The organism is Arthrobacter sp. 10T425 (assembly GCF_056393985.1).
In genome coordinates, this window is sequence record NZ_JBFTGZ010000008.1 from 120,403 (window position 1) to 145,017 (window position 24,615).

Annotated in this window: 23 protein-coding genes, 1 tRNA gene and 2 pseudogenes; 9 read left to right on the top strand and 17 right to left on the bottom strand. The window is 61.5% G+C overall.

The window, feature by feature from the left end:
* The first annotated feature begins 4 nt into the window (after window positions 1-4).
* Window positions 5-1,507, top strand: a complete 1,503-nt coding sequence (pyk, locus tag AC1DDH_RS11390; protein WP_043436173.1) for a pyruvate kinase — start codon at window positions 5-7, stop codon at window positions 1,505-1,507.
* A 122-nt stretch (window positions 1,508-1,629) separates the two neighbouring features.
* Here the strand turns inward: pyk and AC1DDH_RS11395 are convergent, their stop codons facing one another.
* The gene (locus tag AC1DDH_RS11395) at window positions 1,630-2,235 is read right to left on the bottom strand and encodes an ANTAR domain-containing response regulator (RefSeq protein ID WP_018772478.1); all 606 of its coding nucleotides are present in this window, start codon (window positions 2,233-2,235) and stop codon (window positions 1,630-1,632) included.
* A gap of 205 nt (window positions 2,236-2,440) precedes the next feature.
* Here AC1DDH_RS11395 and AC1DDH_RS11400 point away from each other — a divergent pair.
* From AC1DDH_RS11400 to AC1DDH_RS11410, 3 genes are all read left to right on the top strand, one after another.
* Window positions 2,441-2,522, top strand: a tRNA-Leu gene (locus AC1DDH_RS11400).
* Between the two features lie 897 nt (window positions 2,523-3,419).
* Window positions 3,420-4,025, top strand: coding sequence for a DUF1214 domain-containing protein (locus AC1DDH_RS11405; protein ID WP_476955454.1), 606 nt, complete (start codon window positions 3,420-3,422; stop codon window positions 4,023-4,025).
* A complete protein-coding gene (locus AC1DDH_RS11410; RefSeq protein ID WP_476955455.1) occupies window positions 4,022-4,621 on the top strand; it encodes a DUF1254 domain-containing protein in 600 nt (199 codons plus the stop codon). Before AC1DDH_RS11405 ends, AC1DDH_RS11410 begins: the two co-directional genes overlap by 4 nt.
* An 808-nt stretch (window positions 4,622-5,429) precedes the next feature.
* On the opposite strand, the pseudogene AC1DDH_RS11415 reads toward AC1DDH_RS11410, so the two are convergent.
* Together AC1DDH_RS11415 and AC1DDH_RS11420 are read right to left on the bottom strand one after the other, a co-directional pair.
* Window positions 5,430-5,690 (bottom strand): annotated as a pseudogene (locus AC1DDH_RS11415) (putative quinol monooxygenase); the annotation flags it as partial.
* Between the two features lie 45 nt (window positions 5,691-5,735).
* A complete protein-coding gene (locus tag AC1DDH_RS11420) occupies window positions 5,736-7,655 on the bottom strand; it encodes a transketolase (RefSeq protein ID WP_476955456.1) in 1,920 nt (639 codons plus the stop codon).
* 490 nt (window positions 7,656-8,145) lie between these two features.
* Between AC1DDH_RS11420 and AC1DDH_RS11425 the strand changes: the two genes are divergently transcribed.
* The gene (locus AC1DDH_RS11425) at window positions 8,146-8,448 is read left to right on the top strand and encodes a DUF4193 domain-containing protein (protein WP_476858068.1); all 303 of its coding nucleotides are present in this window, start codon (window positions 8,146-8,148) and stop codon (window positions 8,446-8,448) included.
* Between the two features lie 162 nt (window positions 8,449-8,610).
* On the opposite strand, the gene AC1DDH_RS11430 is transcribed toward AC1DDH_RS11425, so the two are convergent.
* The 11 genes from AC1DDH_RS11430 to AC1DDH_RS11480 all read right to left on the bottom strand — a co-directional run bounded on the left by AC1DDH_RS11430 (window position 8,611) and on the right by AC1DDH_RS11480 (window position 18,884).
* Window positions 8,611-8,937, bottom strand: a complete 327-nt coding sequence (locus AC1DDH_RS11430) for a hypothetical protein (protein ID WP_230008574.1) — start codon at window positions 8,935-8,937, stop codon at window positions 8,611-8,613.
* A gap of 270 nt (window positions 8,938-9,207) precedes the next feature.
* Window positions 9,208-9,360: a hypothetical protein gene (locus AC1DDH_RS11435; RefSeq protein WP_230008575.1), complete on the bottom strand. Its 153-nt coding sequence runs from the start codon at window positions 9,358-9,360 to the stop codon at window positions 9,208-9,210.
* Window positions 9,361-10,578: 1,218 nt separating this feature from the next.
* The gene (locus tag AC1DDH_RS11440; RefSeq protein ID WP_308288903.1) at window positions 10,579-10,872 is read right to left on the bottom strand and encodes an aminotransferase class I/II-fold pyridoxal phosphate-dependent enzyme; all 294 of its coding nucleotides are present in this window, start codon (window positions 10,870-10,872) and stop codon (window positions 10,579-10,581) included.
* 18 nt (window positions 10,873-10,890) lie between these two features.
* Window positions 10,891-11,856, bottom strand: a complete 966-nt coding sequence (locus AC1DDH_RS11445) for an SDR family NAD(P)-dependent oxidoreductase (protein ID WP_308288904.1) — start codon at window positions 11,854-11,856, stop codon at window positions 10,891-10,893.
* Between the two features lie 2 nt (window positions 11,857-11,858).
* Window positions 11,859-12,002 (bottom strand): hypothetical protein, encoded by a 144-nt coding sequence (locus AC1DDH_RS11450; protein ID WP_230008577.1) that lies wholly within the window; start codon window positions 12,000-12,002, stop codon window positions 11,859-11,861.
* A gap of 408 nt (window positions 12,003-12,410) precedes the next feature.
* Entirely contained in the window at window positions 12,411-13,622 is a 1,212-nt protein-coding gene (locus AC1DDH_RS11455; RefSeq protein ID WP_476955457.1) for a serine hydrolase domain-containing protein, read from the bottom strand.
* A 2-nt stretch (window positions 13,623-13,624) separates the two neighbouring features.
* On the bottom strand, window positions 13,625-14,449 hold the full coding sequence (locus AC1DDH_RS11460; RefSeq protein WP_476858043.1) for an ABC transporter ATP-binding protein: 825 nt from the start codon (window positions 14,447-14,449) through the stop codon (window positions 13,625-13,627).
* The gene (locus AC1DDH_RS11465) at window positions 14,446-15,396 is read right to left on the bottom strand and encodes an ABC transporter ATP-binding protein (protein ID WP_476860267.1); all 951 of its coding nucleotides are present in this window, start codon (window positions 15,394-15,396) and stop codon (window positions 14,446-14,448) included. The genes AC1DDH_RS11460 and AC1DDH_RS11465 overlap by 4 nt, the downstream gene beginning before the upstream one ends.
* A complete protein-coding gene (locus AC1DDH_RS11470; protein ID WP_476860268.1) occupies window positions 15,393-16,307 on the bottom strand; it encodes an ABC transporter permease in 915 nt (304 codons plus the stop codon). Before AC1DDH_RS11470 ends, AC1DDH_RS11465 begins: the two co-directional genes overlap by 4 nt.
* Window positions 16,304-17,320, bottom strand: a complete 1,017-nt coding sequence (locus tag AC1DDH_RS11475) for an ABC transporter permease (RefSeq protein ID WP_476858046.1) — start codon at window positions 17,318-17,320, stop codon at window positions 16,304-16,306. The genes AC1DDH_RS11470 and AC1DDH_RS11475 overlap by 4 nt, the downstream gene beginning before the upstream one ends.
* 97 nt (window positions 17,321-17,417) lie before the next feature.
* Window positions 17,418-18,884, bottom strand: coding sequence for an ABC transporter substrate-binding protein (locus tag AC1DDH_RS11480; protein WP_476858047.1), 1,467 nt, complete (start codon window positions 18,882-18,884; stop codon window positions 17,418-17,420).
* A 232-nt stretch (window positions 18,885-19,116) separates the two neighbouring features.
* On the opposite strand from AC1DDH_RS11480, the gene AC1DDH_RS11485 reads away from it, so the two are divergent.
* Window positions 19,117-20,004 carry a LysR family transcriptional regulator gene (locus AC1DDH_RS11485; protein WP_476860270.1) on the top strand — a complete coding sequence of 296 codons (888 nt, stop codon included), beginning with the start codon at window positions 19,117-19,119 and terminating at the stop codon, window positions 20,002-20,004.
* Window positions 20,005-20,255: 251 nt separating this feature from the next.
* On the opposite strand, the gene AC1DDH_RS11490 is transcribed toward AC1DDH_RS11485, so the two are convergent.
* Both AC1DDH_RS11490 and AC1DDH_RS11495 read right to left on the bottom strand, forming a co-directional pair.
* Window positions 20,256-20,420 carry a hypothetical protein gene (locus AC1DDH_RS11490; RefSeq protein ID WP_476858049.1) on the bottom strand — a complete coding sequence of 55 codons (165 nt, stop codon included), beginning with the start codon at window positions 20,418-20,420 and terminating at the stop codon, window positions 20,256-20,258.
* Window positions 20,421-20,522: 102 nt separating this feature from the next.
* Window positions 20,523-21,140 carry a TetR/AcrR family transcriptional regulator gene (locus tag AC1DDH_RS11495; RefSeq protein WP_476860271.1) on the bottom strand — a complete coding sequence of 206 codons (618 nt, stop codon included), beginning with the start codon at window positions 21,138-21,140 and terminating at the stop codon, window positions 20,523-20,525.
* A gap of 115 nt (window positions 21,141-21,255) precedes the next feature.
* Between AC1DDH_RS11495 and AC1DDH_RS11500 the strand changes: the two genes are divergently transcribed.
* The 3 genes from AC1DDH_RS11500 (at window position 21,256) to AC1DDH_RS11510 (ending at window position 24,193) form a co-directional block, all read left to right on the top strand.
* Window positions 21,256-22,176, top strand: a complete 921-nt coding sequence (locus AC1DDH_RS11500; RefSeq protein WP_476858051.1) for a carbon-nitrogen hydrolase family protein — start codon at window positions 21,256-21,258, stop codon at window positions 22,174-22,176.
* Entirely contained in the window at window positions 22,166-23,596 is a 1,431-nt protein-coding gene (locus tag AC1DDH_RS11505; RefSeq protein WP_476955458.1) for an APC family permease, read from the top strand. The genes AC1DDH_RS11500 and AC1DDH_RS11505 overlap by 11 nt, the downstream gene beginning before the upstream one ends.
* A gap of 360 nt (window positions 23,597-23,956) precedes the next feature.
* Complete coding sequence (locus tag AC1DDH_RS11510; RefSeq protein WP_230012749.1) at window positions 23,957-24,193, top strand: hypothetical protein; 237 nt, start codon at window positions 23,957-23,959, stop codon at window positions 24,191-24,193.
* Between the two features lie 50 nt (window positions 24,194-24,243).
* Here AC1DDH_RS11510 and AC1DDH_RS11515 read toward each other — a convergent pair.
* A pseudogene (locus tag AC1DDH_RS11515) lies at window positions 24,244-24,450 on the bottom strand (transposase); the annotation flags it as partial.
* Window positions 24,451-24,615 lie beyond the last annotated feature (165 nt).

Consider the following 24,615-nt stretch of genomic DNA (forward strand, 5'->3'; position numbering starts at 1 on the left):
GTATATGAGACGCGCTAAAATCGTGGCCACTTTCGGACCGGCAATCGCAAGCTTTGACAACACGCTGGCCGTGCTGGAAGCCGGCGTTGACGTGGCACGCATGAATATGAGCCACGGCGATTACTCCGTGCACGACAACACGTACGAGAACGTCCGCAAGGCTGCGGGACAGCTCGGCAAGGCCGTGGCCATCATGGCTGACCTGCAGGGCCCGAAGATCCGCCTCGGACGTTTCGTCGACGGTCCCCACCTCCTGGAGGTCGGTGACACGTTCACGATCACCACCGAGGACGTTCCCGGCACCAAGGACATCTGCTCCACGACCCTCAAGAGCCTGACAGAGGACGTCAACCCCGGTGATGCCCTGCTGATCGACGACGGCAAGGTCGCCCTCCGCGCGATCGACGTCGACGACGTCAAGGTGGTCGCCCAGGTGATTGTCGGCGGCTGGGTCTCCAACAACAAGGGCATCAACCTGCCCGGCGTTGCTGTCAACGTGCCGGCGCTGAGTGAAAAGGACGAGGACGATCTGCGCTGGGCCATGCGCCGCGGCGTGGACATGGTTGCCCTGTCCTTCGTCCGGGATGCCTCGGACATCGTCCGCGTCCACGAGATCATGGACGAGGAAGGTCGCCGCGTGCCGGTGATCGCCAAGATCGAGAAGCCGCAGGCCGTGGAGCAGCTCCCCGAGATCATCGACGCGTTCGACGCCATCATGGTGGCCCGTGGCGACCTCGGTGTGGAACTTCCCCTCGAGGAAGTACCGATCGTGCAAAAGCGCGCCGTTGAACTGGCACGCCGCTGGGCGAAGCCGGTCATCGTAGCCACCCAGGTCCTCGAGTCCATGATCGACAACCCGCGCCCGACGCGCGCCGAGGCCTCCGACTGCGCCAACGCGGTGCTCGACGGCGCCGACGCGGTCATGCTCTCCGGCGAGACCAGCGTGGGCAAGTACCCGATCGAGACCGTCAAGGTCATGGCCCGGATCATCGAGTCCACCGAGGTCCACGGCCTCGAGCGCGTCCCCCCGCTCGGCACCAAGCCCAAGACCCGCGGCGGCGCCATCACCCGGGCCGCCGTCGAGATCGCCGACCAGCTGGATGCGAAGTACATCTGTACCTTCACCCAGTCCGGTGACTCTGCACGCCGCCTCTCCCGGCTGCGCCCCATCAAGCCGGTCTTCGCCTTCACCCCGGTGGAGCACGTCTGGAACCAACTCGCACTGACGTGGGGGATCCAGCCGGTCCTGGTCCCGATGGTGGGCCACACCGACGAGATGACGGCCCAGGTTGACCGCAGCCTGCTGGAACTAGACGTCGTCGAGGACGGCGACCTGGTGGTCATCGCCGCCGGTTCGCCTCCCGGAAAGGCCGGTTCGACGAACCTGCTGAAGGTCCACAAGGTGGGCGACCTCGCTGACATCGGCGGCCAGGGCGAAGCGGCCGTGGCCAAGGACAAGCTCGGCCCGTGGCCGGAAAAGAAGAAGAAGAACCGGGTCCAGGCCTAGTTCTGAAAGCTTGAATGCAAAAGGGAGGATCCCCGCCGGCTGGCGGGGATCCTCCCTTTTTGGTGCTTGGTGCTTCGAGTGCGCGGCTGGCGGCCGCGGAGCGCGGCCGGAACCGCCGGCCGCTAGTTGACCTGGTTGATGATGGTTTCGGCCACCTCGCGCATGCTGAGGCGGCGGTCCATCGAGGTCTTCTGGATCCAGCGGAAGGCTTCCGGTTCCGTCAGGCCCATCTTGGTGGTCAGGAGGCTCTTGGCGCGCTCCACGAGCTTGCGGGTGGCGAACTGCTCCTGCAGATCGGTGACCTCGCTCTCGAGGGCCTTGATTTCCTCGTGGCGGGACAGTGCGATCTCCAAAGCCGGGATGAGGTCCGCCGGGGTGAACGGCTTGACCACGTACGCCATGGCGCCGGCGTCGCGGGCGCGCTCCACGAGTTCTTTCTGGCTGAACGCGGTGAGCAGGACCACGGGGGCGATCCGGGCCTTGACGATCTTCTCGGCGGCCGAGATGCCGTCCATGACCGGCATCTTGACGTCCATCAGGACCAGGTCGGGCTTGAGCTCCTCGGCAAGCTGGACGGCCTTTTCGCCGTTGTCCGCCTCACCGACGACGTCGTAGCCTTCGCCCCGCAGGATCTCGATGATGTCCAGGCGGATGAGGGTCTCATCCTCGGCGACGACAACGCGGCGCGCCGGCTGGGAAGTGGGGGTTGACTCCGTCTGTTCTGACACGGGAACTCCTTGGAAAGGTACGGCGGGAACTCAACCATCATAGGTTTTGTCCGCCAATGTACTTGGACCGGTTTGGTTCGATGCGGCGTCACTGGCGCGATTCTGGAATTCAGCCTATCTGCATGTAGAGTAATTTCGCGCACTGGAAGCGATCGCGTTGCTCACAGCACTGTGGCAGGCTGATTGTTACACCGGTGTACTCCGCGCCCGAGTGGCGGAATTGGCAGACGCGCCGCACTCAAAATGCGGTATCGAAAGGTGTGTGGGTTCGAGTCCCACCTCGGGCACGTGTTTTCCCTGTTCAGGGGCTTGTGAGCCTCTGAATGTGTACAAATCTCCTTTTATGGGCCCCTGCGGGGGCCCATTTTTGTTGATGCCCGTTGCGGTCTGGCGGCTCATCCTCTTGCCTTGGACAGCGGTGTTGCTGCTTACACCTTCATGGCCGGGAGCGCTTGGAACTGCATGACCTGCTGCGACTTCGGGATCAAAAACTCTATGGTCATCCCTGTCGGCAGCCAGAACTCCTGGGAAATTTTCGTTGTGTCCTCGGCAATGTTCTCGAGCAGCGGGCAGGAGCCGGGCCAACCTATCGCGTTTGGTGACGACAAGGGGCGTCGCCGGCTCGAACAGCCGCCACGGCTTTCGCTTGGTCCTGGCCGTTTCTTTTTCCTGTCGGTCAGCCATTGTCGAAATAGATCGGGCCCCCTGGGGACACCCAGCCAAAAAGCGCATTGCGTGGCGCTGTCAGGTCCTGTTCGATGGTGGAGATCCGGGCGTAGCCCGATGATCTGCGCGGGCAGGGGTGCAACTGTCGCGATTGTCCAACCTGAGCGGGACAGTTTTGCGGGCGGGGCATGCGCGAATCCAAGTTTCCAGTATCTGTATCTGATTTCTCGCAGCGCCAGTGCGGGCGGACGGTGTCGCGGTGGGGGACCGGCTAACGGGCGCGGGTCGCATGGTTGCTGGAGGCCCTAACGACGCGTGCGTAGCCCTGGCCCTTTGGTCTCTCATGCGGTGGGAATCAGGCTAGGTTTCACTCATGGATGTTAAAGCGCGGAAGCCTTGGTTCCGACCAAACGAGTCCAACCCGGGCTGGCATCCCAGTTCGTTGGAGGGTGGGCGGACCATTGGCGTCATCGTCGACGCGGTGGTTACCGTTGTCGTGCTGTGATGCGGATGTCATCGTGAGCGGCTTCCTTGCCTGGGTCGCGGGTTCCGGCATAGTGCAGGGTCTGATCATGGGCCTAACCTTCGCGTACCTGACCACCGTCCTGGTCTTGAACGCCGTGGCGAAGACGGAGACGAAGACCGTCAATGGCTGGAGCGCGATTCGCAATGCTGGCCATCCAGGCAACGGACTACTCGTTCGTGCGGCCTTGAAGAAGGCGCTCCCGGTTGTCAACGTGTTCGAAGAGGCCGCCTACTGGACAACGACCAGCGATGACGCGGGGAAGCGTCTCAGTGGGGAGCATGCGTATCGCCTTCATTTCTCGGTAGGTCAGCTTCCACCGAATGATGCCTTCTGGTCGCTTACCGCGACGGACACCGTCGGCTATATGGTCAACGCCCCAACCGGGCGGGCAAGCGTGAACGATCACTCTGGTCTCGTGACGAACGCCGACGGCTCAGTCGACATTCTGCTCCAACCGAATCAGCCATCGGGTGCGGCGCAGAACTGGGTAGCGACACCGCCCGGCCGGTTCAAGCTCATGCTCCGCGCCTATCTACCCGGACCGGCCATCGTAGACGGCGGGTACGAGGTTCCGCCGCTCGTCCAGGTGCAGTCATGAATCGCCTGATCCTGAAATACGCCACTCCGGTGACGATCGCCATCCTGGCAATCTTCGCGTGGGTCACCTACCGGCGAATCGCGGCCGGCGGCTTGGGCTCGATCATTCTGCTGGTGGCGACAACTGTGGCCATCTGGGTGATCGGTACGTTCGTCTTCATCTACTTCTGGCCGCGGATCACAGTGGGCGGCTTCAAACGAATATTTGTCCGGCGCGGGCTGGGTGGCGGACCGATCCCTGTGAACACGATTTATGCCGTGCCGGAGAGCCCGTCTCAGTCCGCTTTGTACGGCAGTGTCATCGCGACCGGCACCGACGACGTCCTGTACTTTGGCGGCTGGTTGGATGTCAACGCCGGACCACAAGTGCTGCACGTGCCCGAGATGGAACAACGCTATTACAGCGTGCAGTTCACCGACCCGACCAGCGGCGCCAACTTTGCCTACGTGGGCAAACGCACCACTGGAACCGCTATCGGCGACTTCCTCCTCTGCGAACCCAAATGGCGAGGATACGCCACACGGCATGACACGGATCGACGTGCCCCACCACGCCGCCCTGCTGATCGGTCGGGTCTTCGTCGCCAACGAAGATGACCGCCACACGGCGTACGAACTCGCGAAGCTGATCCAGCTCACGCCAGCAAAAGGAGCGTGAGCATTCGCGAAAACCGATCCCCACGGCTCCGAACTCGCCACCCACAAGGCGCCCGTCGAGGGATCCCTCAACGGACACTTTGGGGGCGGGCCTAGCACGGCGAGGCAGATCCAGGGTCTGCCAAGCGCCAGGGCTGCCATGGTCCGTGGCCCAACAGTGATCGGGACTTGGCAGCGGCGCGTAAGCTGCGGCAGGGGGCAGCCCTTGCACAAACGTCAAACTCCGGGACATCGCCGCATCAGTGGTCGCCTCTCTTTCACAAGACCCGACAGTCCGGACGTACTTCGACGCCTAACTGCTGGGGCTGCACGGTAGCGACGTTGGGCAGACCATCTTCGCCCTATTCACCGACGAAACGGAGTAACCTTGCAGTGAGCCCGGGCGGCTGGATCCCCCAATACAGTCGTCCGGTAACTCATGTTCCCAGAGTCATCGAACCTGGAAATTCCGGGCGGTCCGCCGCTTAGGGCCAACCACCGCAGTCACGCACCAGCGGCGGCCCGCCATCCTTCGCGACACCCTTGAACGATCACAACAGCCGCGTCGCCAGGAGCACCGAAATCCCGTGCCGGCGTTTTAGCGGCGTGCGTATTGGGAAGCCTTCACAAGGCTGCCCGAAGGGCCGTGTGCTGTGGCTCCTCAGGACGAGTCAATAGCGCGACCATTACTGTTCCGGATTCCTCGCGGTGGAGAAGCGGCTTACGGGGGAGTTGTTTTGGTTAGGAAGCGGTATTCGTAAGCGGAACCTCAATCGTGCAGTGGAGATCCGACGACTTCGAAACCCTGGCTGCTCATCGATCCTGACAGCAGCGGCATCGCTTCGGCAATGCTGCTCCGGACCGAGTCCAGTTTCAAGGAGGCCCGGTGGGCGCTCTCGGATATCCACAACTCGGCAACGAACACCGTGTCAGGTTGGGCGTCGTTAATCCCTACTTCGTAGAGGAGGCAACCCAGTTTCGCAAGCCCGTCGGCTCGCCTGGTGAGGAGTTCTATGAGGCCATCGCGCGCGCCCGGCTTGGTGCCGAGAGTCGGGGAGAGAGGCCTGTCGTGGGTCTATGTGGGTCCCGGGGAGCCGCGCCATGACGACCGGCGCGCGTTTGGCCCGACCAGGCGCCGGGCGGCCTCGGCGATATGTTCGGCGTCGATGCCTGCCCAGGCGAGGAGCTCCTGCCCGGTTCCGGACCCGGGCATGCCGTGCACGGCGAGGTGCGTGATGGACAGGTCACTCGGCGGTGCCGTGAGCAGGGCATCCTTGACCGCTGATCCCAGGCCTCCCTCGATGCGGTGGTCTTCGGCGATGATGACGCGGCCCTGTGTCTCGCCGGCGGCGGTGAGCAGTGTTTCTGCGTCTATGGGCTTGAGGGAGTAACAGTCAACGACGCGGGCCCGGATTCCGTCCGCGTCGAGGATGTCTGCTGCCTTAAGCGCTTCATGAAGGGTGACCCCTGCCCCGACGAGGGTAACGTCGTCGTTGCCGGAGGACCGCAGGAGCTTGGAACCGCCGACCGGGAACTGCTCGGAGGCGCTGTACAGGACGGGGTAGGTGCCGCGGGTGGTCCGGAGATAGCTGATGCCGGAAGTTTCCGCCATGCGCTGCACCAGGGCGGCCGTGCTGGTCGCGTCCGCAGGGTACAGGACGGTCGAACCATGCACGGCCCGGAACATCGCCAGGTCCTCCAGCGCCATCTGGGATGGACCATCGGCGCCAATCTCGACGCCGGAGTGCGAACCGCACAGGCGAAGATCGGCGCTCGAGATGGACCCCATGCGGATGAAGTCGTAGGCGCGGGTGAGGAAGGCCGCGAAAGTCGAGGCGAAGGCTTTATATCCCCGGCTGCTCAGTCCCGTGGCGGCGGCGATGAGCTGCTGCTCGGCGATGTACATCTCGAAGAACCGGCCGGGAAATGCCTTCGCGAATTGGTCCGCATGGGTGGAATTGCTGACCTCGCCGTCCAGGGCAACAACGGCGGGATCGATGCCGCCGAGTGCTGCCAAAGCGTCGCCGTAAGCCTTTCGCGTAGCGACCTTCTCGCCCACTGTGTAGCTGGGGAAGGTTGCGCCGGGAGCGTCGATGCGTGCCTTTGACCCTTCTTCCGGAAGAGGGCACCGCAATGTCAGGGTCCTTGGACCGCCGAGTTCTGCAATAGCCTTCTCGGCCATGTCGGGCGGTAAGGGTTTTCCATGCCAATCCGGGCTGTCTTCGATCTCGGCGAAGCCTTTGGCCTTGATGGTCTTGGCGAGGATGACAACGGGCTTGCCTTCAGGTGCTTCTGCCGCAGTGGAAAAAGCCTCGTCGATGGCGCTGAGATCGTGGCCGTCGATGACGATGGCCTGGGCGCCGAAAGCCTGGACCCGGCGGGCATAGGACTCCATGTCCCAGCCGAGTTCGGTCTCGCCCCGCTGTCCCAGCCGGTTTACGTCGACGACGGTGACCAGGTTGGTCAGGCCATAGTGGGAGGCCTTGTCCAGGGCTTCCCAAATGGAGCCTTCCGCCATTTCGCTGTCGCCACACAGCACCCACACCCGGTAGGGGAGCCGATCCAGGTATTTCCCGGCGAGGGCCACTCCGACGCCGTCCGGAAGTCCCTGCCCCAGCGAGCCCGTCGCGAAATCTACCCATGGCAGTGCCGGCGTCGGATGTCCCTGCAGGCGCTGGCCGAACCGGCGGTAGCCGGTCATGAGCTCATCATCGGAGACGACGCCGACGGCCTTGAAGACCGAATACAGCAGGGGAGAGGCATGGCCTTTGGAGAAGATCAGGTGATCGTTCGTGTCCAGATCCGGGTTGTCCCAGTCGTAGCGCAGATGACGGCTGACCAGGACAGCCAGCAAGTCTGCGGCCGACATGCTCGACGTCGGATGGCCGGATCCGGCGGACGTGCTGGACCGGATGGAATCCACCCGGAGCTGCGCAGCGAGTTCAGCGACCTGTGAGAGGTCCTCGCCGACGTTTTCGTGGTTTGCCGCGGGCATGGCGGTGTCCTTCGTCGATGGAACTTGCCGGATCCCTGCAGGGTCTCGCCGGAGGGAGAGTAAGTCAAGACTCTCCGCCCAACACCGGCGGGCACTGCCGGTCCGGATGCACCGGTGCACCCACGCACATCGATCCCCCCGACTGGACCCCGCGCTGCCACCCCTACCGCCATGCGGTCAGGCAGGGCCACCCGGAGTGCAGATGGCCGGCCACTGCGCCATCGAGCCTGCGACCGGCAAGCTCAATGCCGGGGCACCCCGGTCTTGCGCTGCTGCCCGTAACACCGTCAAACCCAACTTCTACGCCGGCCTGATCGGCGATGGACTCCAACGTGACCGGCGCAGCGAAGCCATCGGCATCCTCTCCGCCAACCGGCGTTCCGCCGGGCGCCCGGACCCGGTCGGCCAGTCTCCCGGCAAAGGGAATACCCGGGCGATGGTGTATGTTGCAGTTCCGTCAGAGAAGAACACCAGAAAGAGAAACACCTCAGTGGCTACTGATTACGACGAAGTACGTTCCGACGTCAAGGAATCCCAGGACAGGTCCCTGGAAGCGCTGCAGTCCGCCAGCGCACCAGATGCCCGCAGCGTCATCCGCGAACTGGACGAGACCGACGCACTGGATGAGGCCATGACCCCCGGCGGGGAGTTCGTTGCCGAGGAACTCATCGTCCAGGTCATTCCCCAGGCCAAGGACGAGTTCACCTGCTACTCCTGCTTCCTGGTCCGGCACCGGTCCCAGCTCGCGCGAGAACGGGACGGCCACCCGTACTGCATCGAGTGCGCGGGATAAGACATGCCGCAAGCTATCCGGTCGCGCAAAGGAGCGATGCTTCAAGTTCAACGCGCTCTCTCGCACCCATGCTCCGCGCGCCCTGCGCTGACATCAGATTCAGGCACGCAGGCCAGGCTGTGAGCCAAGGGCACGGCCAGCCCCAGTAGCCAGTGCTGCAGGTCAGGCTGCCAGGACTGGCGACAGGGCCGCGGACACCGCGGTGTTCTGCGTCAGGAGGCTGATCTGGTAGTCGTGCTGGCGAGGGTCGACGTGCACCGGCAGGTGATGCGACTTTGCGCACGCACGAAGCTCTCCCATGGCGTCGGAGTCAGTCTGTGCGCGCGTCACATCGAGTTCCAGCGACAGTCCTGAGGCGAGCGAGCTGGCGCGCTGGACCACGCCGTAGAGGCCATTGAGGTTCTGAACCGTCACGTGGCCCTGGACCTTGACGTGGGCCTTGGCGCCATCGAGGTCCACACGGACCAGCACCCGCAGCTTCTCGTTCACACACTTCTCCGCTCTAAAACGGGCCACCGCGCTGTGGCCCTCGACAACGATAGACGCAATGTGACCTGGATAACAACAGATCAACCTGAACAGGGCGCAACCGTGCGGAGGGACGACCGCGGCGCGCACGGCCATTAAGGACTCCGGGGCAGTGCACGGGCGCTTCCGTCCAAGTTCCGGGCGGCGAGGACAGCTTGAGGTGCGGCCTGAGGTGCCCAAGCAGGTCCGGCCAATGGCTCGGGCGAGGAACAGCCACAACTGCGCGGGTCATCACCCAGCCTCTTCGCCGCGGACGAGCCTGCCTTTGATCTTGCGGATCAGGCCGAGCTGCTGGGCGCCTTCACGCAGCAGGAGCCCGGGCACGGTCTGGTCCTCGCGGTTGCCTTTGACGATCCAGTCCCGGACCCGGTCGAGTTCGGTCATTGCCTCATGGACCTCGGCCGGCGGCCCCCATCCTCGCAGCGGTGAGGGCTAGGCCTCGGGGCCGATGCGGCGGGCGAGCCAGCGGTAAGGGGCGGTCATCGCCTCGGCGACGTCCCTGTCCACTAGTGCGGCCCGTCAAGGCCTGCCCCGGCCAGGTAGGAGCGGAACTCGCGGCGAATGCCCGGAGGCAGCCGATGCATCAGTTCTTGGAGCACTGCTGGCTGCCGGGATCCGGTCCGTTGACAGCAACGGACGGGAAGAGCAGTGCCAATTCGTGGTTGATGGCAGCGATATCCAGCTGCGCCGGCGCTGCGTTTCCGCCTCCTTCTGTCAGATTGAGATCCAAGACCGGTAACCGGTGGGGTGCAGAAAACGCCCGCTGGACCCTAATCTGACAATATTTGGTTGGCCGCCTGACGTCAGTCTGGGGTGTAGCTAACCCTGACAGGGCGTGCTGCATATGTGCGGCATGAGTAATCGGTGATATCGGACTCCTAAAAGGCCTGGTCCTCGGTGGGCGAAGGGAATCAATCGTGGTGAGCAGCCTTCTCACGCTTAGATCATGGAAATGCAGCGGCGGTTTTACTGGGGTGGTTTCCGGAGGAGAAGCACCGCCAGGTCGCGGACTACGGCGTCGATGGAAGCCCTACGGCTTGCGTGCTTCGCGCCGGCGGGCTTTTCGTGGCGTGCTGGTACCGGTGTTTGTTCGCCGGTTGGCTGAGAAATCCGGCCTACATCGGTATGGATGGGGTAGTAAAAGATGAGGTCGGTGCTCCGTCGACGGATGGGGATCTCGGGTGGCAGCGTGGGCTCCAAATGTTCTGGGCCGTCGTGGCAGTGTTGGACCGCACACGGGTACATCACGCCCAAGAGGGCCACGCTGTATTCCTGGGCACGATAGTGCTGCGCCGCCCAGTGGGTCGTGGAGAAATAGCTTGCGCCACTGCGCAATGCTCCCTTCCTGGCAAGGGCCCTCATTGTGTTCCTTTCTGACATCACGATTGTTCAGCTGTCCCTGACCGTGGGTTGACGTGGTTATTGGAGCGAACAGGCTTGGGGAAATCTCTTCGGCTGCCTTGGAGTTCCAATGCCGGCGGGCTCGTCCTCATTTTTCACCAGTTTGGCCCCGTCACCTCGCAGCTCCGGCGTCCGTGCCCACGACGGCGCTGCTGGCGGCATGGTTCCTCATACGGTCCGCCAGCACGTTGCTCTGGAACGTCAGAGTTCTTTGAGAACCGTTGCCAGGCGCGCGTGCCCTACCTCAATCCTTTCTGGGGTTTGCGATGCGCAGCAAAGTCGAAGTGCATTGCCGAAACTTCCGGAAACCGAGAAGGCGCGACCCGGGATGAAGGCTACGCCTTGGGCAACTGCAACCTCGAACAGTTTTGAAGTGTCAATCGCGTTGTTGAAGGTGACCCATAGGAAGAAGCCGCCCTCTGGATTGGTCCACGTGGCTAGTGCCGTCGGCCCAGGGAATGTTAATGGCGGAGACTGAAGGCGTTGACATGTCATCCTCTTTTCTTGTGGCGGCTATTGAGCTGTGTATCCGCCGTCTATGGGCAACGAGGTGCCGGTGATGTAAGAGGCTTCATCCGAGGCCAGATATGCCACGGCTCCGGCCACGTCGCTTGGAAGTGCAAGCCGTTTAAGGGGGATTTGGTCAACAACCCTTGCTTCGGCCGCTGCTGGATCTGCATGCGTTTCCAGCCACTCGTCGTATAGCGGTGTCTTTGTCATGCCTGGGGCAACGGCGTTTACTCGGATGTTGTAGGGGGCTAGGTCCACGGCTGCAGCCTTCGTCAGCGCCAGCATTGCTCCCTTGCTGGCGCTGTAAATCCCCATGGTGGGCACTCCGATTGAGGCCAAACGTGAAGTGATGTTGATGATCGATCCGCCAGTGTCCTGCATGGTTCGGGCGGCCGCTTGCAGAAGGCGGATGGCAGCGAAAGTGTTGACTTCGAAGACTTCTCGGATCTCCTTGTCGGGAACTAACAGAAGGTCTCCCGTATGATCGACCGCGGCGTTGTTGACCAGCACGTCGAGTCGACCAAAGCGTGAAACTGCTGCGGAGGTAAGGGCATTGCCTGATTCTTCGTCTTTGATGTCCGTGGAATAGAAGTGCAGATGGGAACCGAGTGCCGCTTCAAGTCGTCGCCCTCGCTCGATTGACCGCCCGGTTGCCAGCACCTGGGCTCCTTCGGCTACCAGTCTGCGGGCGATTGTTTCCCCGATACCGGAAGTAGCGCCTGTGACCAACGCGACTTTGCCCGCTAGGCGGGCGTTGGAAGTTGATTGCGATAGCACTTTGAATCCTCTCGTAGGCACATTTCGTGCGTGCCAGATGTCTTCGCCTCCGCTTTCCAAGCATTCCCTATCGTTTGGTGCTCTTCCGGGGTACAGGTTTTGATTCCTTAGATGCGATGGCCGCAGTTGACTGCTACGAGTACGCGCGCACTGTCGACTGTGTTTGGAGTGGGCAGGCTGGTCCCTGCTCACCGTCAGGAAGAGGCCGTGTTTGTACCGCTGCGGGTAATTTCCAGTGCCTGGGCGGCCAGTGTCAGGTGTTCGGGAGGAATGGCCGCCACCAGGCCGCCGAAGTTGTCTGCGTTGCGCCCGTCCTCGAGGACAAAGACGCGTACCACTTTGGGTTCGTCTACCTGCTGCCCAGGTTTCGCTGGAACCCGAGGCCACGTCCGGTGAGAATGACCACTCCTTTGTTACACGGTGCCGATAAGGGCCCATGTGTCGGGGAAAGGGGGAGGACCGCTAGGAGTGTCAGGTGGCGTCTGAGCCGTTGTAGTTCGTTGTCAGGAGAAGGAATCGAACCCTGAAGTACAGGGGCAGGCAACGAACAGAGTGGGAAACCGGGATTTGCAGCAGTCGGTTTGGCTCTGTGATGGGCAGCGGAAGGCCGGCAATTGGGTGCACGGCCGCCGGGCGGCGGTCTGCTTCGGCGATCTGCTTCGGATTACCCGTGGAGGCGATTTTTATCCTTTGACCTTTATTTAGTGGGGATTGCTGAGGACCTGCGCTCCGAGGGGTCGCCTCAATCAGCTCGTGTATTCCAGGATGCTGATCAATTGCCTGAAGCCCGCGGCGTGTGCCCGGCTGAGTTCGAGTGCAACCGGCTGCGGGCAAGAGGAAAACTTCGCTATTACCGTGTCGCTGACGGGGTCAATCCAAATGAATTGGCCGTGGATGCCTGCAGCGTAGACCGTGCCTCGGCTATCTCCGGGGACCCACCACTGGTTCCGGTAGGAGCCGTTGGGGTGGACTTTCTGGTAGCCGGTTCCTCTGGCCAGTTGCGGGTCTCCGCCGCGCATCGTGTCGTTGATCCACCATGATGGGACGACCGTTTGCCCGTTGGCTTTCCCCTCGTCCAGCATGAGCTGTCCGATCTTGGCCAAGTCTCGTGCGGTACAGGCGATTCCTCCGTTCGCAAATGCGAAACCACCGGAATCAGTGGTGATGAGTGCATCATCGAGTGTCCCAAGCTGGGACCACAGTTCGTCGGAGACGACTTCGGCGTATCGCTTGCCGGTGACGTTCTCGATGATCCATGCCAGCACGTCTGTACCGGCTGAGCAGTACTGAAATGATCGGCCGTGTTCTCCGACAGCTTGGAGGAGCGTGAGGAATTCGTAAGTGTCCTCTGGGTCTGTTTCGAGCTTGGGGCGCCAGCCGGCGATCCTATCCTGCTGCTGGACTTCAGCGGCCGCGTCCAGGTAGTTCTCGCTGTACCGGACTGCGGCGGTCATGTCGAGTACTTGGCGGACCGTCGCGTTCCCGTAGGCGCTTCCCTTCAGCGGCGGGACGTAGTGGTGGACAGGCTGTTGCGTGTCTATGAGTCCCCGGCCCACCAAAATACCCATGGTAAGCGCGCAGACGGATTTGGAAACAGACATCAGGACGTGCCGGTCGTGCGGCTGGAAAGAGCCAAAATAGCGTTCCAGGACCAGTTTCCCGTGTTGAAGTACGACGATGGCATCTGTGTGCGTGGATTCCAGGAACTCCTCAACGCTGTGCCACCTCTCCGCGTGTTCCGGTGTGGCTGACTCACTTCCAGTAGAGGGCTCGGATGCTCTGCCTCGACGGATCGTTGTGGTAGTGATGAGTTCGCTGATGTGAGCGAAGCCCCAGCGATTGAATGGGCTTTCCTGCCAGTTGTCCAGGGTGACGTGCTCATTGAAGTCCTGGCCGGCATAGCGGTCGATCTTGCCGGGGCTGGTCAGAAGGGAACCATTTGCTGTTGTCTCTAGCATGTCTAGTCGCTGCCTTGCGTGGTGAGGGTGGGGAGGGCGTGGGAGTCTGCCAATTCGGGCCGGCCGCGCCCTGGGGCTGCCTCGAGGAGTCTGCGGGTGTAGTCGTGCTGTGGATCTGTGAAGATCCGTTCGGCTGGTCCGCTTTCTACGATCTTTCCGGTCTTCATGACAGCCACCTCATCGCTGAGATAGCGGACGACGTCCAGGTCGTGGGAGATGAGCAGATATGTGAGCCCTTTTTGTTGCTGCAGGTCCTGGAGCAGGTTCAGAATCTGGGCTTGGACGGAAACATCAAGGGCGCTGGTGGGTTCGTCCAGGATCAGGAGACGGGGAGAGGTGGCCAGGGCGCGTGCGATGCCGACGCGTTGGCACTGTCCTCCGGAGAGCTGGTGCGGGAGCCGATGGGCGTGCCCGGCTCCCAGCCCGACCTCGTCCAGCAGATTGTTTATTCTTGCTTGGAGGGCCTGCCCTGTCAGGGCAGTGTGGGTCCGGAGGGGCTCTGCCACTGAAGCGCCGATAGTCATTCGTGGATTCAATGATGCCACTGGATTCTGAAGTACTATTCCCATCCGGGAACGGATGGTCCGCAGTGCCTTGGGTCCGAGTTTGCCGAGGTCATGTCCTTCAAAGACAGCTCGCCCGGATGTTGGGCGCATCAGCTGCATGGCGCAGCGGGCGAGGGTACTTTTGCCGGAGCCGGACTCTCCGACAAGGCCGTAGACCGTACCTTCCTTGATGCTGAGGGAGACGTCGTCGACTGCGGTGAAGACTCGTCTGTGGTGCGGGAACGTTTTGACGATGTTTTCGAGCGTGAGAACGTTGGTCATAGTTCGCCTTCCTGGAGGCAGGCGACTGCCTGGTGTGGCCCGGTCTCGGTGAGCAGCGGGTCGGTGAGCGAGCAGTCGGTGACTGCATGTGAGCAACGGTTTCTGAAGGCGCACCCGGTGAGGGATAGGAGGTTTCCCGGCACTGTTCCAGAAATAGCGTTCAGTCGCTGGCCGTGGGTTCGCCCTGCTGGGAGGGCGCCCAAGAGGCCGCGGGTATATGGGTGGCGTGGATTGTTCATGACCGCTTCCACAGGTCCGGTTTCGATCACCCTGCCTGCGTAAAGGACCGCCACGCGGTCACAGACATCGCGGATGATGCCAAGGTTGTGGCTGATGAGCAGCACACCGAACCCGAACTTGTGTCGGAGTTCGTCAATGAGGACCAAAATTTGCCGGGCAACAGTAACGTCAAGAGCCGTTGTGGGCTCATCCAGGATCAACAGCCGGGGCTGGCGTAGCAGAGCCATGGCAATCATGGCCCGCTGCAGCATCCCGCCGGACAATTGGTGCGGATAGCTGCGGTAGACCCGTTCAGGGTCCGGAAGGCCGACCAGGCTTAGGTGACGTATGATTTCAGCTTTGCCTTCGGCCCTCGAGATATGCCGGTGCCGGGCCAGGACATCGCTGAGTTGGCGGCCAAGCGTGAAGACGGGGTTGAAGGCAGTCCCGGGGTTCTGGAATACGATGGCCGCCGAGCCACCTGGTTCTGACGAGGCCTGTAAGGGATCGTTGCCGATGGTCACTTGCCCCGTGCGCCGTGCACCGCGTGGAAGGATCCCCAAGGCTGCGAGTCCTGTCAGGGACTTGCCGCACCCCGTTTCCCCCACCAGGCCGAGGATTTCACCGGCGGAAACATCGAGGTCTATCCCGCGGACGGGGCGGTTGGTAAGCTTTCCCCGGTCGGTGAATTCGACGTTGAGGTCGCGGATGCTAAGTACATGTGTCATCGCTTTACCTGCCTGGGGTCAAGGAGGTCGCGCAGCGAATCTCCGAGGAGGTTGAATCCCAGGACGGCCAGAAAGATGGCCAGCCCCGGAAAGGTGGCTATCCACCAGGAACTGAATATGAGCCCGCGCCCTTCGGCGACCATCAGGCCCCAGTCTGGCAGGGGCGGTTGCGTTCCAAGGCCGATGAATGCCAGGGACCCGGCGGCCAGGATCACAGTGCCGATGTCGACGGTGGCTTGGACGAGGATGGGCGTCATGCAGTTGCGAAGTACATGGCGGCTGATGATGAGCAGTTGCGGAATGCCCATGGCGCGGGCTGCTTCGACATAGGAGCGTTCCCGAAGGGATTTTGCTTCCGCTCGTACAAGGCGCGCATACCAGGGCCACCAGCTGATGGCCAAGGCGATGCCGGCGTTGGTGAGGCTGGGCCCAAGGATCGCAACGGTCACCATGGCCAGGAGCAGAGGCGGGAAGGCCTGGAAGACCTCGGTCACACGCATCAAGGCTTCGTCGAGCCAGCCACCGCGATATCCGGCGACAGCGCCGAGGGGAATGCCGATGAGGGCCGCGGCCGCGACAACGACGGCAGAGATGGTCAGCGCCGGGTTCGCGCCCATGATGATGCGGCTGAGGACGTCACGACCGAGTTGATCGGTGCCGAGCCAGTTCAAGGCGTTGGGAGCGAGGTTTCGGTCGGAGGCATTGGTCGCCCCCATGCCCTGATCAGGGAAAGGTGCCAGCCATTGCCCAAAAACAGCAAGGATTACGACAAGGACTATGATCATCGCGCCAACAGCGGCCAAACGGTCACGGCCCAGGGTCTGTTTAAGTAGTTTGATCGGTTTGAGGGTGGCCTGTTCTCCGGCCGGCCCGGAACGGGTCGGGGCGGAGATTTGGGTCGTGGGGCTCATGACATGCTCACTCTGGGGTCGATTCGGGATTGCAGGATGTCCACCAGAAGGTTGGCCAGCAGGTATGCTGTGGCGCCCATGAGCGTAATTGCTATGATGGCTGGGTAGTCCACTGCAAGCATGGAAGATGTAGCGAACTGCCCAATTCCTGGCCAGTTGAAGACAGCTTCGACGAAGAATGTTCCGGTCAGGGCGTAGGCGGCAGCCATTCCGGCGATAGACAGGACTGGTGGTAGAGCATTTTTCAGGGCCAGGCGCCAACGGATGGCGGTCTCCCTCAGACCGTAGGCCCTGGCGGTGAAGATGTAATCCTGGTTCATGACATCGAGCATGGCGGCCCTGGTCATTCGTGCAACGAGTCCGAGGGGATATGCGGCCAAGGTGAGGGCCGGCAGTATCACGTGCTGCAACCCATCGGTGAAGGCCACGCCGTTGCCGGTGATCATGCTGTCTAACAGGGGAAGCCCGGTCACGTGAGAGATGGGGTTGGAGTATTTGATGGAGTTGCTGAATTGCCCAGTGGCCGGAAGTATGCCCAGCCCCCCAACGAACAACAGTTGAAGGAGCAGTCCGAGCCAGAAGGCGGGCACGGAAATCCCTCCGATGGAGAGGAAACGGATTGCTCCGTCGATGAATCCGCCGGGACGGCGGGAGGCAACAACGCCCAAGATGACCCCTGCCGAAACAGCAAGAACCATGGCAAACCCGATGAGTTCCAATGTGGCTGGGAGGCGGGTGAACAGCTCATCCAACACGGGGCGTTTTGTGGCCAGAGACTGGCCCCAGTCCCCGGTGATCAGCTTTGCGACGTAGTCGAAGTACTGTTCGAGGATCGGACGGTTAAAGCCGAGGTGCTCCCGGACCCTGTCCAGCTCGGCTGGGGGCGCCTTCGGGCCGGCGTAGATGACGGCCGGGTCGCTGGGAACGATGCGGGCAAGGATGAAGACGATCGCGGTAAGCACGGCGAGAACCAGCACCGAGGTGATGAGCCGCCGGGCGACGAAACGCAACATGGTTCTCCTTTTCTTGATTGGTGTGGCGGGATGGGCGGGCAGGGCAAGGGCCCGGGCTTTGTTGGTGCAGCCCGGGCCCCTGCCTGCGTCGTATCGTTTAGGCGGCGCGTTTGATGGGGGCGAAGAAGGCCGTGAACGGGTAATTTTCGTTGTAGGGGGGAACTTCCAACCCGGCCGGAACGACTGAGACTGTGCGCGCATCGTAGAGGAATGCGGCAGGTGCTTCCCTATAGAGGAGGTCCATGGCTTCCTTATAAATGCCCTGGGCTGCGTCCCTGTCCGTTCCCGTCAAGGTTGCCGCCTTGTCAACCAAATTGTCGTACTCCGGGGACTTCCAATAGCTCAGGTTGAAGGATGGCTTTTCGCTGGAATGGAACAGCGTCGTGAGATTGTCGCTGCCGGCGTCGCTGTAAGTCGGCCAGTAGTTAAGTACAAAGATGTCCTGGGCGCTCTGAGGATCAGCCTTTGCGCTGTCCCATTGCTGGTTGAAAAGTTCGGCTTTCACGTCCAGCTTCACACCGATTTTGGCGAAGGCGTCCTTGATCAGCGGCACGAACCGTGCTTCCGCGGGATTCTCGGAGGCGTAGGTGAGTTTGAGGTTCATGCCGTCGGCATGACCAGCTGAGGCCAATAGTTGCTTGGCCTTTTCCAAGTCCTGGGAGTACTGCGGGACGTCCTGGCTGTAGGGGAAGATGCCGCTGGGAGCAGGGCCGTGGGACTGCGTGCCGTAGCCCTGCCCGCCGATGTCAATGATCTCTTTGTACGGAATCGCGTAGCTGAGCGCGCGGCGGACCTCCGGGTCGTTGAGTGGTGCGCGGCTCGTGTTAAACATGGCCAGGAAGTTGAACGGTGAGTTGAAGTCTTTCACCGTGAACTTCGGATCGCTGGCCAGGGTCTTGACGTTTTCCAAGGGAATGTTGGTCGCGTAGTCCACCTCACCTGCGGTCAGCATCTGCTGGGCCGTGACTGCATCCGGGGTGATAGAGATGTCGACAAAGTCGACGTGCGATGCAGCCTTTTTGTTCCAGTAGCCGTCGTACTTCTTCAGCACGACCTTAGAGCCGGGCTTGTAGGAGTCGATGGTGTAGGGGCCGGAGCCCGCGTCGATTCCGGCCTCGAAGTACTTGTCATTCTTGGCGGATGCGGCCAGGGCCTTCGGGGCAACGATCCAGGCGCCGTAGGTCGAGGAGGCGACGAGGTCCATCGGCGCAGCGTACTTCAGCTGCAGCGTGACAGTGGAGTCGTCCGGGGCGGTAACGCTCTCCACCGGTGCCCAGATGAAGGATGCGGCTGCATGGTCCCTGGCAGCGTCGATGCTGGCTTTGACCGCCGCGGCATTGATCGGCTCGCCGTCGTGGAAGGTGGCTCCGGAGCGGATCTTGAATGTCCAGGATTTTCCGTCGGCACTGGCGCTCCAGGACTCGGCTATTGCCGGGGAATACGCTTCTGCGGAACCTGCAGGGTTCTTCCAAAGCAGGGGTTCGTATATGTTGCCCATGTAGAGGGCTTCGGTGGAAAACGAACGAACCGGATCCCACGTAGTAATGGCTGCAGATGCGGCCACAGAGAAAACGTCGGGGCCGGAAGAAGCTTTGGGTGCGGCAGGACTGCATCCCGCCGCGCTAAGGGCAACGACGGCGGCTGTGGCCGTGACAAGCACAGTCCGAGCCGGGTGTGGAAATGAGAGTGCCAACAGAGACTCCTTGAAGAAGGGAGGAAAGTGTGACGAGTCTAACTAAGCGCGACTATGCCTGGGAAATGCCTATGATGAGTAAAACTCATACCTTGGAGGCATAGTGGACTTGAGGCACCTGACATATTTCCTGAGCATCGTTGATGAAGGATCAATCAATGCTGCGTCACGCTCTTTGAGGGTGGCCCAACCATCCTTATCCCGGCAGCTTCGCTCCTTGGAGCAGGACCTGGGACTCACCCTCTTCGATAGATCAGGAGCAAAATTGTCGCTGACCGCGGCGGGCACTGCGTTTCTGCCCATCGCCAAGGACCTGGTCACCCGCGCCGCCCAGGCCAAATCATCCGCACGGGCGATGGCCGGAGGTTCGGTGCAACGGCTTACGATAGCGGCAGCCTCTGCCACCATCGCCGACATCATCGCCCCTTTCATTGTTTCGCAGGGGCCCGATGGAGTCCTGACCAATGTTGTCGAGGCGACCCCCGAGTTTGTCTACCATGCGCTGCAGGAGGGTAAGGCTGACTTAGCTCTGGGAACAAAGCCACCACCATCCGAGCTCAAATCGGTTGTAGTTGGCAGGGCGTTCCTTTGGGCCCAGTGCAACGCCAAACACCCCCTTGCCGGGAGGGAGAAAATCAGCCTCCAGGAACTCGTCCAATGGCCTCTCATAACCATGACAGCCGATTTTGGTGTCCGCACAATGTTCGACGATGCTGTTAGCACTGAGCGCCTGACCTACACGACCGGATTTGAAGTACGCTCCGCCCGGATCGGCCAAGCCTTGGCAGCCGCCGGCAAAGGCATCTGCGTACTCTCGGATGATCCGAGTTTTGGGGTGCACGCTATGCCCATCACTCATCGGGGAAAGGACCTCGTGTTCACTCTCTTCGGCGTCTGGAATCCGCTGCATTTCGCCGCGCCTGCCATAAGGGAGTGCCTGCAGAACCTTTCACGTTTCACCTCGGAGCTGTACCCCGCCGCTCGAATATAGAAGGGATGCAATCCTCAACTCTCGGCCCTGGTGGTTGACCGGCCCCCGAACCCTGATTGCTAAGGGCTCACGGGATTCGCGGGGCGTGGCTCCAGGGGCAGTGGCCATCGACAGGAGCTCTCGAAGCTACTTCCGCTCCCTGGAAAATGCCGATACCGGACCTATCGCGAACTGGGGGAGTGATCGAACCAGGCACTCTTCGCGCGCAGGAGGCTGGGTGCGAGAGCCTGGCTAGTCTTCCTGGACTTCTTTCAGGACCGCACGCGCAGCTGCCGCGTCGTGAAACTCGGCAGGTACTTCTCCTGTTCTTCGATCTTCCGGCGGTAGAAGCCGTGGGCGGCCTGTTTTGTGATCCCCAGCGATTCGCGGATCTGGGCCCACGTCGGTCCGGATACCGCGACATCCTTTGGGGTCAACGACCTTCGAGGACTGCATCGCCGGAGCATACCGACGCACCGGGGTGCGCGCCCGATGAGTGGCGCCCGTCAACTTGCGTGTGTCCGCTGTTGCTCGGGGAGTCAGCTGAGCTGCAAGTTGTTGCCGGTCTTGGCTTTGACCATGTTCGTCGCGTAGCTGATCAGGAATTCGTACTCGTCTTCCGGCGTCAGGTCGCCGAGGAGTACATCCATAACGAGGCCGTCCTCGAGGGCTACGAAGCTCCGGGCCAAGAATCCGGCTGGCGCTGAGAGGGTGAAGGCATCCTCCTGCGCGCCTCGTTCCAGGATCCCTTTGTAAAGGTTCGTTTGACGCTCCACGAACGCCATCTGCTGCCGAGCGGCTGCCTCGTTGCGCAGATAAACTGGGATGAGTTCCACGAGGATCCGGGAAGCGGTTTCGCTTTCCCCGGGCCAAGGTACGCCCGAGTGGATGCAGGCCCTCAGTTGCGCTTCAGGGTCTCTTTCGGCTTGGATGCGGGCCTCCCGGCGGTCACAGTACTCCGTAACTCCTTGATGGAAGACCTCGCTGAAGAGCTCGTCGACGTCCCGGTAGTAGTACAGCACCGCAGCCGGGGTGACGCCCGCTTCGTTGGCAATGTCGGAAAGGCGGGCCGCTGATGACCCTCTGTCCAGCAGGACTCGTCCTGCTGCTGCTACGAGTTGATCCCGGCGGGCTGTCTGATTCCGTGGTCTTGCCATGCTCACCATGCTTTCACACTGGCCTCGAAGTGACCCTTGACACACCCAGGTTCGTTAATTATTCTTTAATTAATCTTTAGTTAATGAAATCTCCCACGCTAGGAATGCTACCGTCATGACTCGACTTCTCCCTCTGGCTCTTGTGCAATCACCCGCCGAGACCTTGACTGATTTTGCTGCTGGTCTCGAGCGAAGGGTCAAAGCGCATGCCGTCGCCGACCTTTTCGTTTACCCGGAGCTTCACTTGAACACGGTAGATTCTGCCGGGTTTGTGGACCGGCAGGCCTACATGGACGCCTCGGCAGAACCTCTTGATGGCCCACGCGGCCGTACCCTTGCTGAGCTCGCAGGAGACCTTGGGATCTGGCTTTTGCCTGGCAGCGTGCTTGAACGTGGTACGGACGGGCATATCTACAACACCGCCGTTGTCTACTCTCCACAAGGAAAAGCAGTAGCCGCGTACCGAAAGATCTTTCCCTGGAAGCCCTATGAGACCGTTTGTTCCGGTAAGGACTTCGTGGTTTTCGACATGACCGGCTACGGCCGCGTCGGGTTGTCGATTTGCTACGACGCCTGGTTCCCCGAACACAGCAGGCACCTGGCCTGGATGGGGGCAGAACTCGTCCTCAATGTTGTCCAGACCCCGACCAACGATCGTGTGCAGGAAGTTGTTATCAGCCAGGCCAACGCAATCGTGAACCAGAACTTCGTCGCCAGTGTGAACGCCGCGGGCCCCCACGGGGTCGGACGTAGTCTTCTGGTTGACCCTGAAGGCCGCGTGCGAATTTCGGCAACCGGGCCCGAAGACGCGACATTGGTCGATGTCATCGACCTGGACCAAGTAGGGAACGTCCGCCAATATGGCACAGCGGGCGTCACCCGCCCCTGGGACCAGTTCGCTGAAAACGACGACGCAATTCCATTGCCGCTCTACGCCGGCCAGCTTGATCCCCGCCTGTGGCGGCAGACCAACGCCCAGTCAACCCTGACCAACCTCAGCACTGCCCCAGCCCAAGGAACTCCCCATGTCCGCTGAGAACATTAAACTTACCCCCAAGCTGTCCCTGCTGTCGGTCGTCGTGTTCGGCTTGGCCTATATGGCTCCGGGAATCGTAATGACGATCTTCGGTATCATCTCCTCCACCAGCGACGGAACAGCCCCGACAGCATTCGCCCTCGCCACCGTCGCGATGCTGCTGACGGCCCTGAGCTACGCGAAAATGGCAAAGATCTTTCCGAACTCGGGATCGGCCTACGTGTATGCACGACGGCTCCTCGATTCCCGTGTCGGTTTCCTCGTCGGGTGGGCAATCCTCCTCGACTACCTCTTCCTTCCCACCGTGGCCTGGCTGTTCCAATCGTTCTACCTTGCAGCGCAGTTTCCCGGCATCCCCGTCTGGGCCTGGCTCGCTCTCAACGCAGGACTGACAACGATCATCAACGCCACGGGCATCGTGCTCGCTGACCGTGTCAATAAAACGCTGACCCTTCTGGTTGTTACCCTCATCGGGATCTTCATCGCCTACTGCCTGGCCTACCTCGGCGGAAACCCACCCGCGTCGTTCACAGACCCCTTCTGGAACAATGCCACGACGGTCGGCGGCGTCGCTGCCGCAGCCGCTATCGCGGCCTACGCCTTCCTGGGATTCGACGCCGTCAGCACACTCAGCGAAGAAACCAAAAACGCCCAGCGCAACATTCCCCGCGCGATCCTCCTGACCGTCCTCGTCGGCGGAATAATCTTCGTCGTGGTCTCCTACATCATGCAGCTCGTTCACCCAGGCGGAGACTTCGAGCACGCAGCGACCGCAGCATACTCCATGCAGGTCCTCGTCGGCGGGCAGTTCTACGCCAACATCACCAACATGCTCTTCATCATCGGCGGGTTCGCATCGGGCCTCGCCATCCAGGCCAGCACCAGCCGACTCCTCTACGTCATGGGCCGCGACGGAGTCCTACCCCGCAGGCTCTTCGGACGCCTCCACCCCCGAACCAAAACGCCCATCTTCAACCTGGTCCTCGTCGGTGCCGTGGCCATGCTGGCACTGAACATCTCCTTGGAAACCGCAACCTCCTTCATCAATTTCGGGGCCTTCCTGGCATTCACAGCCGTCAACCTCTGCGTCATCGCCTACTTCATTCGAAACCGCCGGCAAGGCAAAAAGCTTTCGGTCATTGGCTTCATCGTCCTACCAATACTGGGCGCCGCCGTCGACATCTACCTTCTAACCCAGCTCAGTCCCATCGCCATCACCATCGGCCTCTGCTGGATCGGTCTGGGCGTTGTTTATCTAACCTTCCTCACTAAAGGATTCCGCAAGGAACCACCAGAGATGCGTCTCCACGACCGCGACGGCCAGCCGGACGAACCCACCAAGGAGGCTCAGCACCCAAACACTGACGACACGCGGTCAGCCAAGCAGAATGCCACCCAGGCGCCGCGCACCGAAATCTAAAACCCCGAGGAGCCATAAGGACGGGCCCGGACACCAGCCTCCAGGCCCGTCCCTGTGTGTGGCGTACGCGATCTCAAGAAGCGGGACCTTGTCAGCTTCATTTGCCACCGTTCCCTTGTCACGATGGGGTGCTCTCCAAAGTCCGTACCGTTCCGAGTGACAACCCACTGCATCCCGGGCCGCGAACCGCAACCCGGGATGCAGTGCAAGTTCGGGGGCAAACCCCCGGTCACGAGCAATCCGATCGGGCGAGTCGGCCATCACTGAAAACCATTTCTTCGTCCCCAAGAGCCGATTCGCTACGTGCCCACATCATGAGCATCAAATCAAAGACGATATAAAGAGCAAATCAGGAGTCCAATGATCACCACGATCGAGGCCGACCGCTACTTCCACATCACAGGCCTATCCCCGACGGAAATCGCAGACAGTATCAACACGGCTGTAGAGATGGCCCGTGACCACTCGATGACTGAAGGATGGCAGGGCATTCTCGTCACCCGCCACGGACCTGACAATTACACAGTGAACCTCAGCGCTGACGTTCCCTACGGAGTAACAGTGGAACGGGACCTGCCCAACAGCAACAAGCCCTAAAAGTGGGGACGCCGGGAGTGTCCGTTTAACGGTGGATCCGCGGTTGGCATTCAATTGATTCTTCCTTCGAAGAAGATGGCAAAGGCGTTCAGTGCCGGCTTCCACCGTGTGGCCCATCGTGCCCTGCCTTTGCCCTTCGGGTCCAGCGCCCTGGTCGCCAGATACAGGCACTTCAAGGCCGCCTGCTCGATGGGGAAATGGCCCCTGGCCCGGATCGCGCGCCGGTAGGGGGCGTTGACGGATTCAATGGCGTTCGTGCAATGCCGATAATGGACCTTTCGTCGAGCAATGCGTGGCAGGGGAGAGGCTGCGTAATTACCAGTAACGATCAGCCCGTCCATGGCGTAGTATTCGCTATCGGCCGCAGGACGGACTCACAGACTCCGGTAGTGACAGGCTCAGTTACCTTTGCCAGGCCGGCA

Bases quoted from the DNA above. Each gene is read 5' to 3' on its own strand.
- pyk (WP_043436173.1), top strand. From the start codon at position 5: ATGAGACGCGCTAAAATCGTGGCCACTTTCGGACCGGCAATCGCAAGC.
- AC1DDH_RS11410 (WP_476955455.1), top strand. From the start codon at position 4,022: ATGAATCGCCTGATCCTGAAATACGCCACTCCGGTGACGATCGCCATC.
- AC1DDH_RS11420 (WP_476955456.1), bottom strand. From the start codon at position 7,655: ATGCCCGCGGCAAACCACGAAAACGTCGGCGAGGACCTCTCACAGGTC.
- AC1DDH_RS11435 (WP_230008575.1), bottom strand. From the start codon at position 9,360: ATGACCGAACTCGACCGGGTCCGGGACTGGATCGTCAAAGGCAACCGC.
- AC1DDH_RS11440 (WP_308288903.1), bottom strand. From the start codon at position 10,872: ATGACATGTCAACGCCTTCAGTCTCCGCCATTAACATTCCCTGGGCCG.
- AC1DDH_RS11455 (WP_476955457.1), bottom strand. From the start codon at position 13,622: ATGCTAGAGACAACAGCAAATGGTTCCCTTCTGACCAGCCCCGGCAAG.
- AC1DDH_RS11460 (WP_476858043.1), bottom strand. From the start codon at position 14,449: ATGACCAACGTTCTCACGCTCGAAAACATCGTCAAAACGTTCCCGCAC.
- AC1DDH_RS11465 (WP_476860267.1), bottom strand. From the start codon at position 15,396: ATGACACATGTACTTAGCATCCGCGACCTCAACGTCGAATTCACCGAC.
- AC1DDH_RS11470 (WP_476860268.1), bottom strand. From the start codon at position 16,307: ATGAGCCCCACGACCCAAATCTCCGCCCCGACCCGTTCCGGGCCGGCC.
- AC1DDH_RS11475 (WP_476858046.1), bottom strand. From the start codon at position 17,320: ATGTTGCGTTTCGTCGCCCGGCGGCTCATCACCTCGGTGCTGGTTCTC.
- AC1DDH_RS11495 (WP_476860271.1), bottom strand. From the start codon at position 21,140: ATGGCAAGACCACGGAATCAGACAGCCCGCCGGGATCAACTCGTAGCA.
- AC1DDH_RS11500 (WP_476858051.1), top strand. From the start codon at position 21,256: ATGACTCGACTTCTCCCTCTGGCTCTTGTGCAATCACCCGCCGAGACC.
- AC1DDH_RS11505 (WP_476955458.1), top strand. From the start codon at position 22,166: ATGTCCGCTGAGAACATTAAACTTACCCCCAAGCTGTCCCTGCTGTCG.
- AC1DDH_RS11510 (WP_230012749.1), top strand. From the start codon at position 23,957: ATGATCACCACGATCGAGGCCGACCGCTACTTCCACATCACAGGCCTA.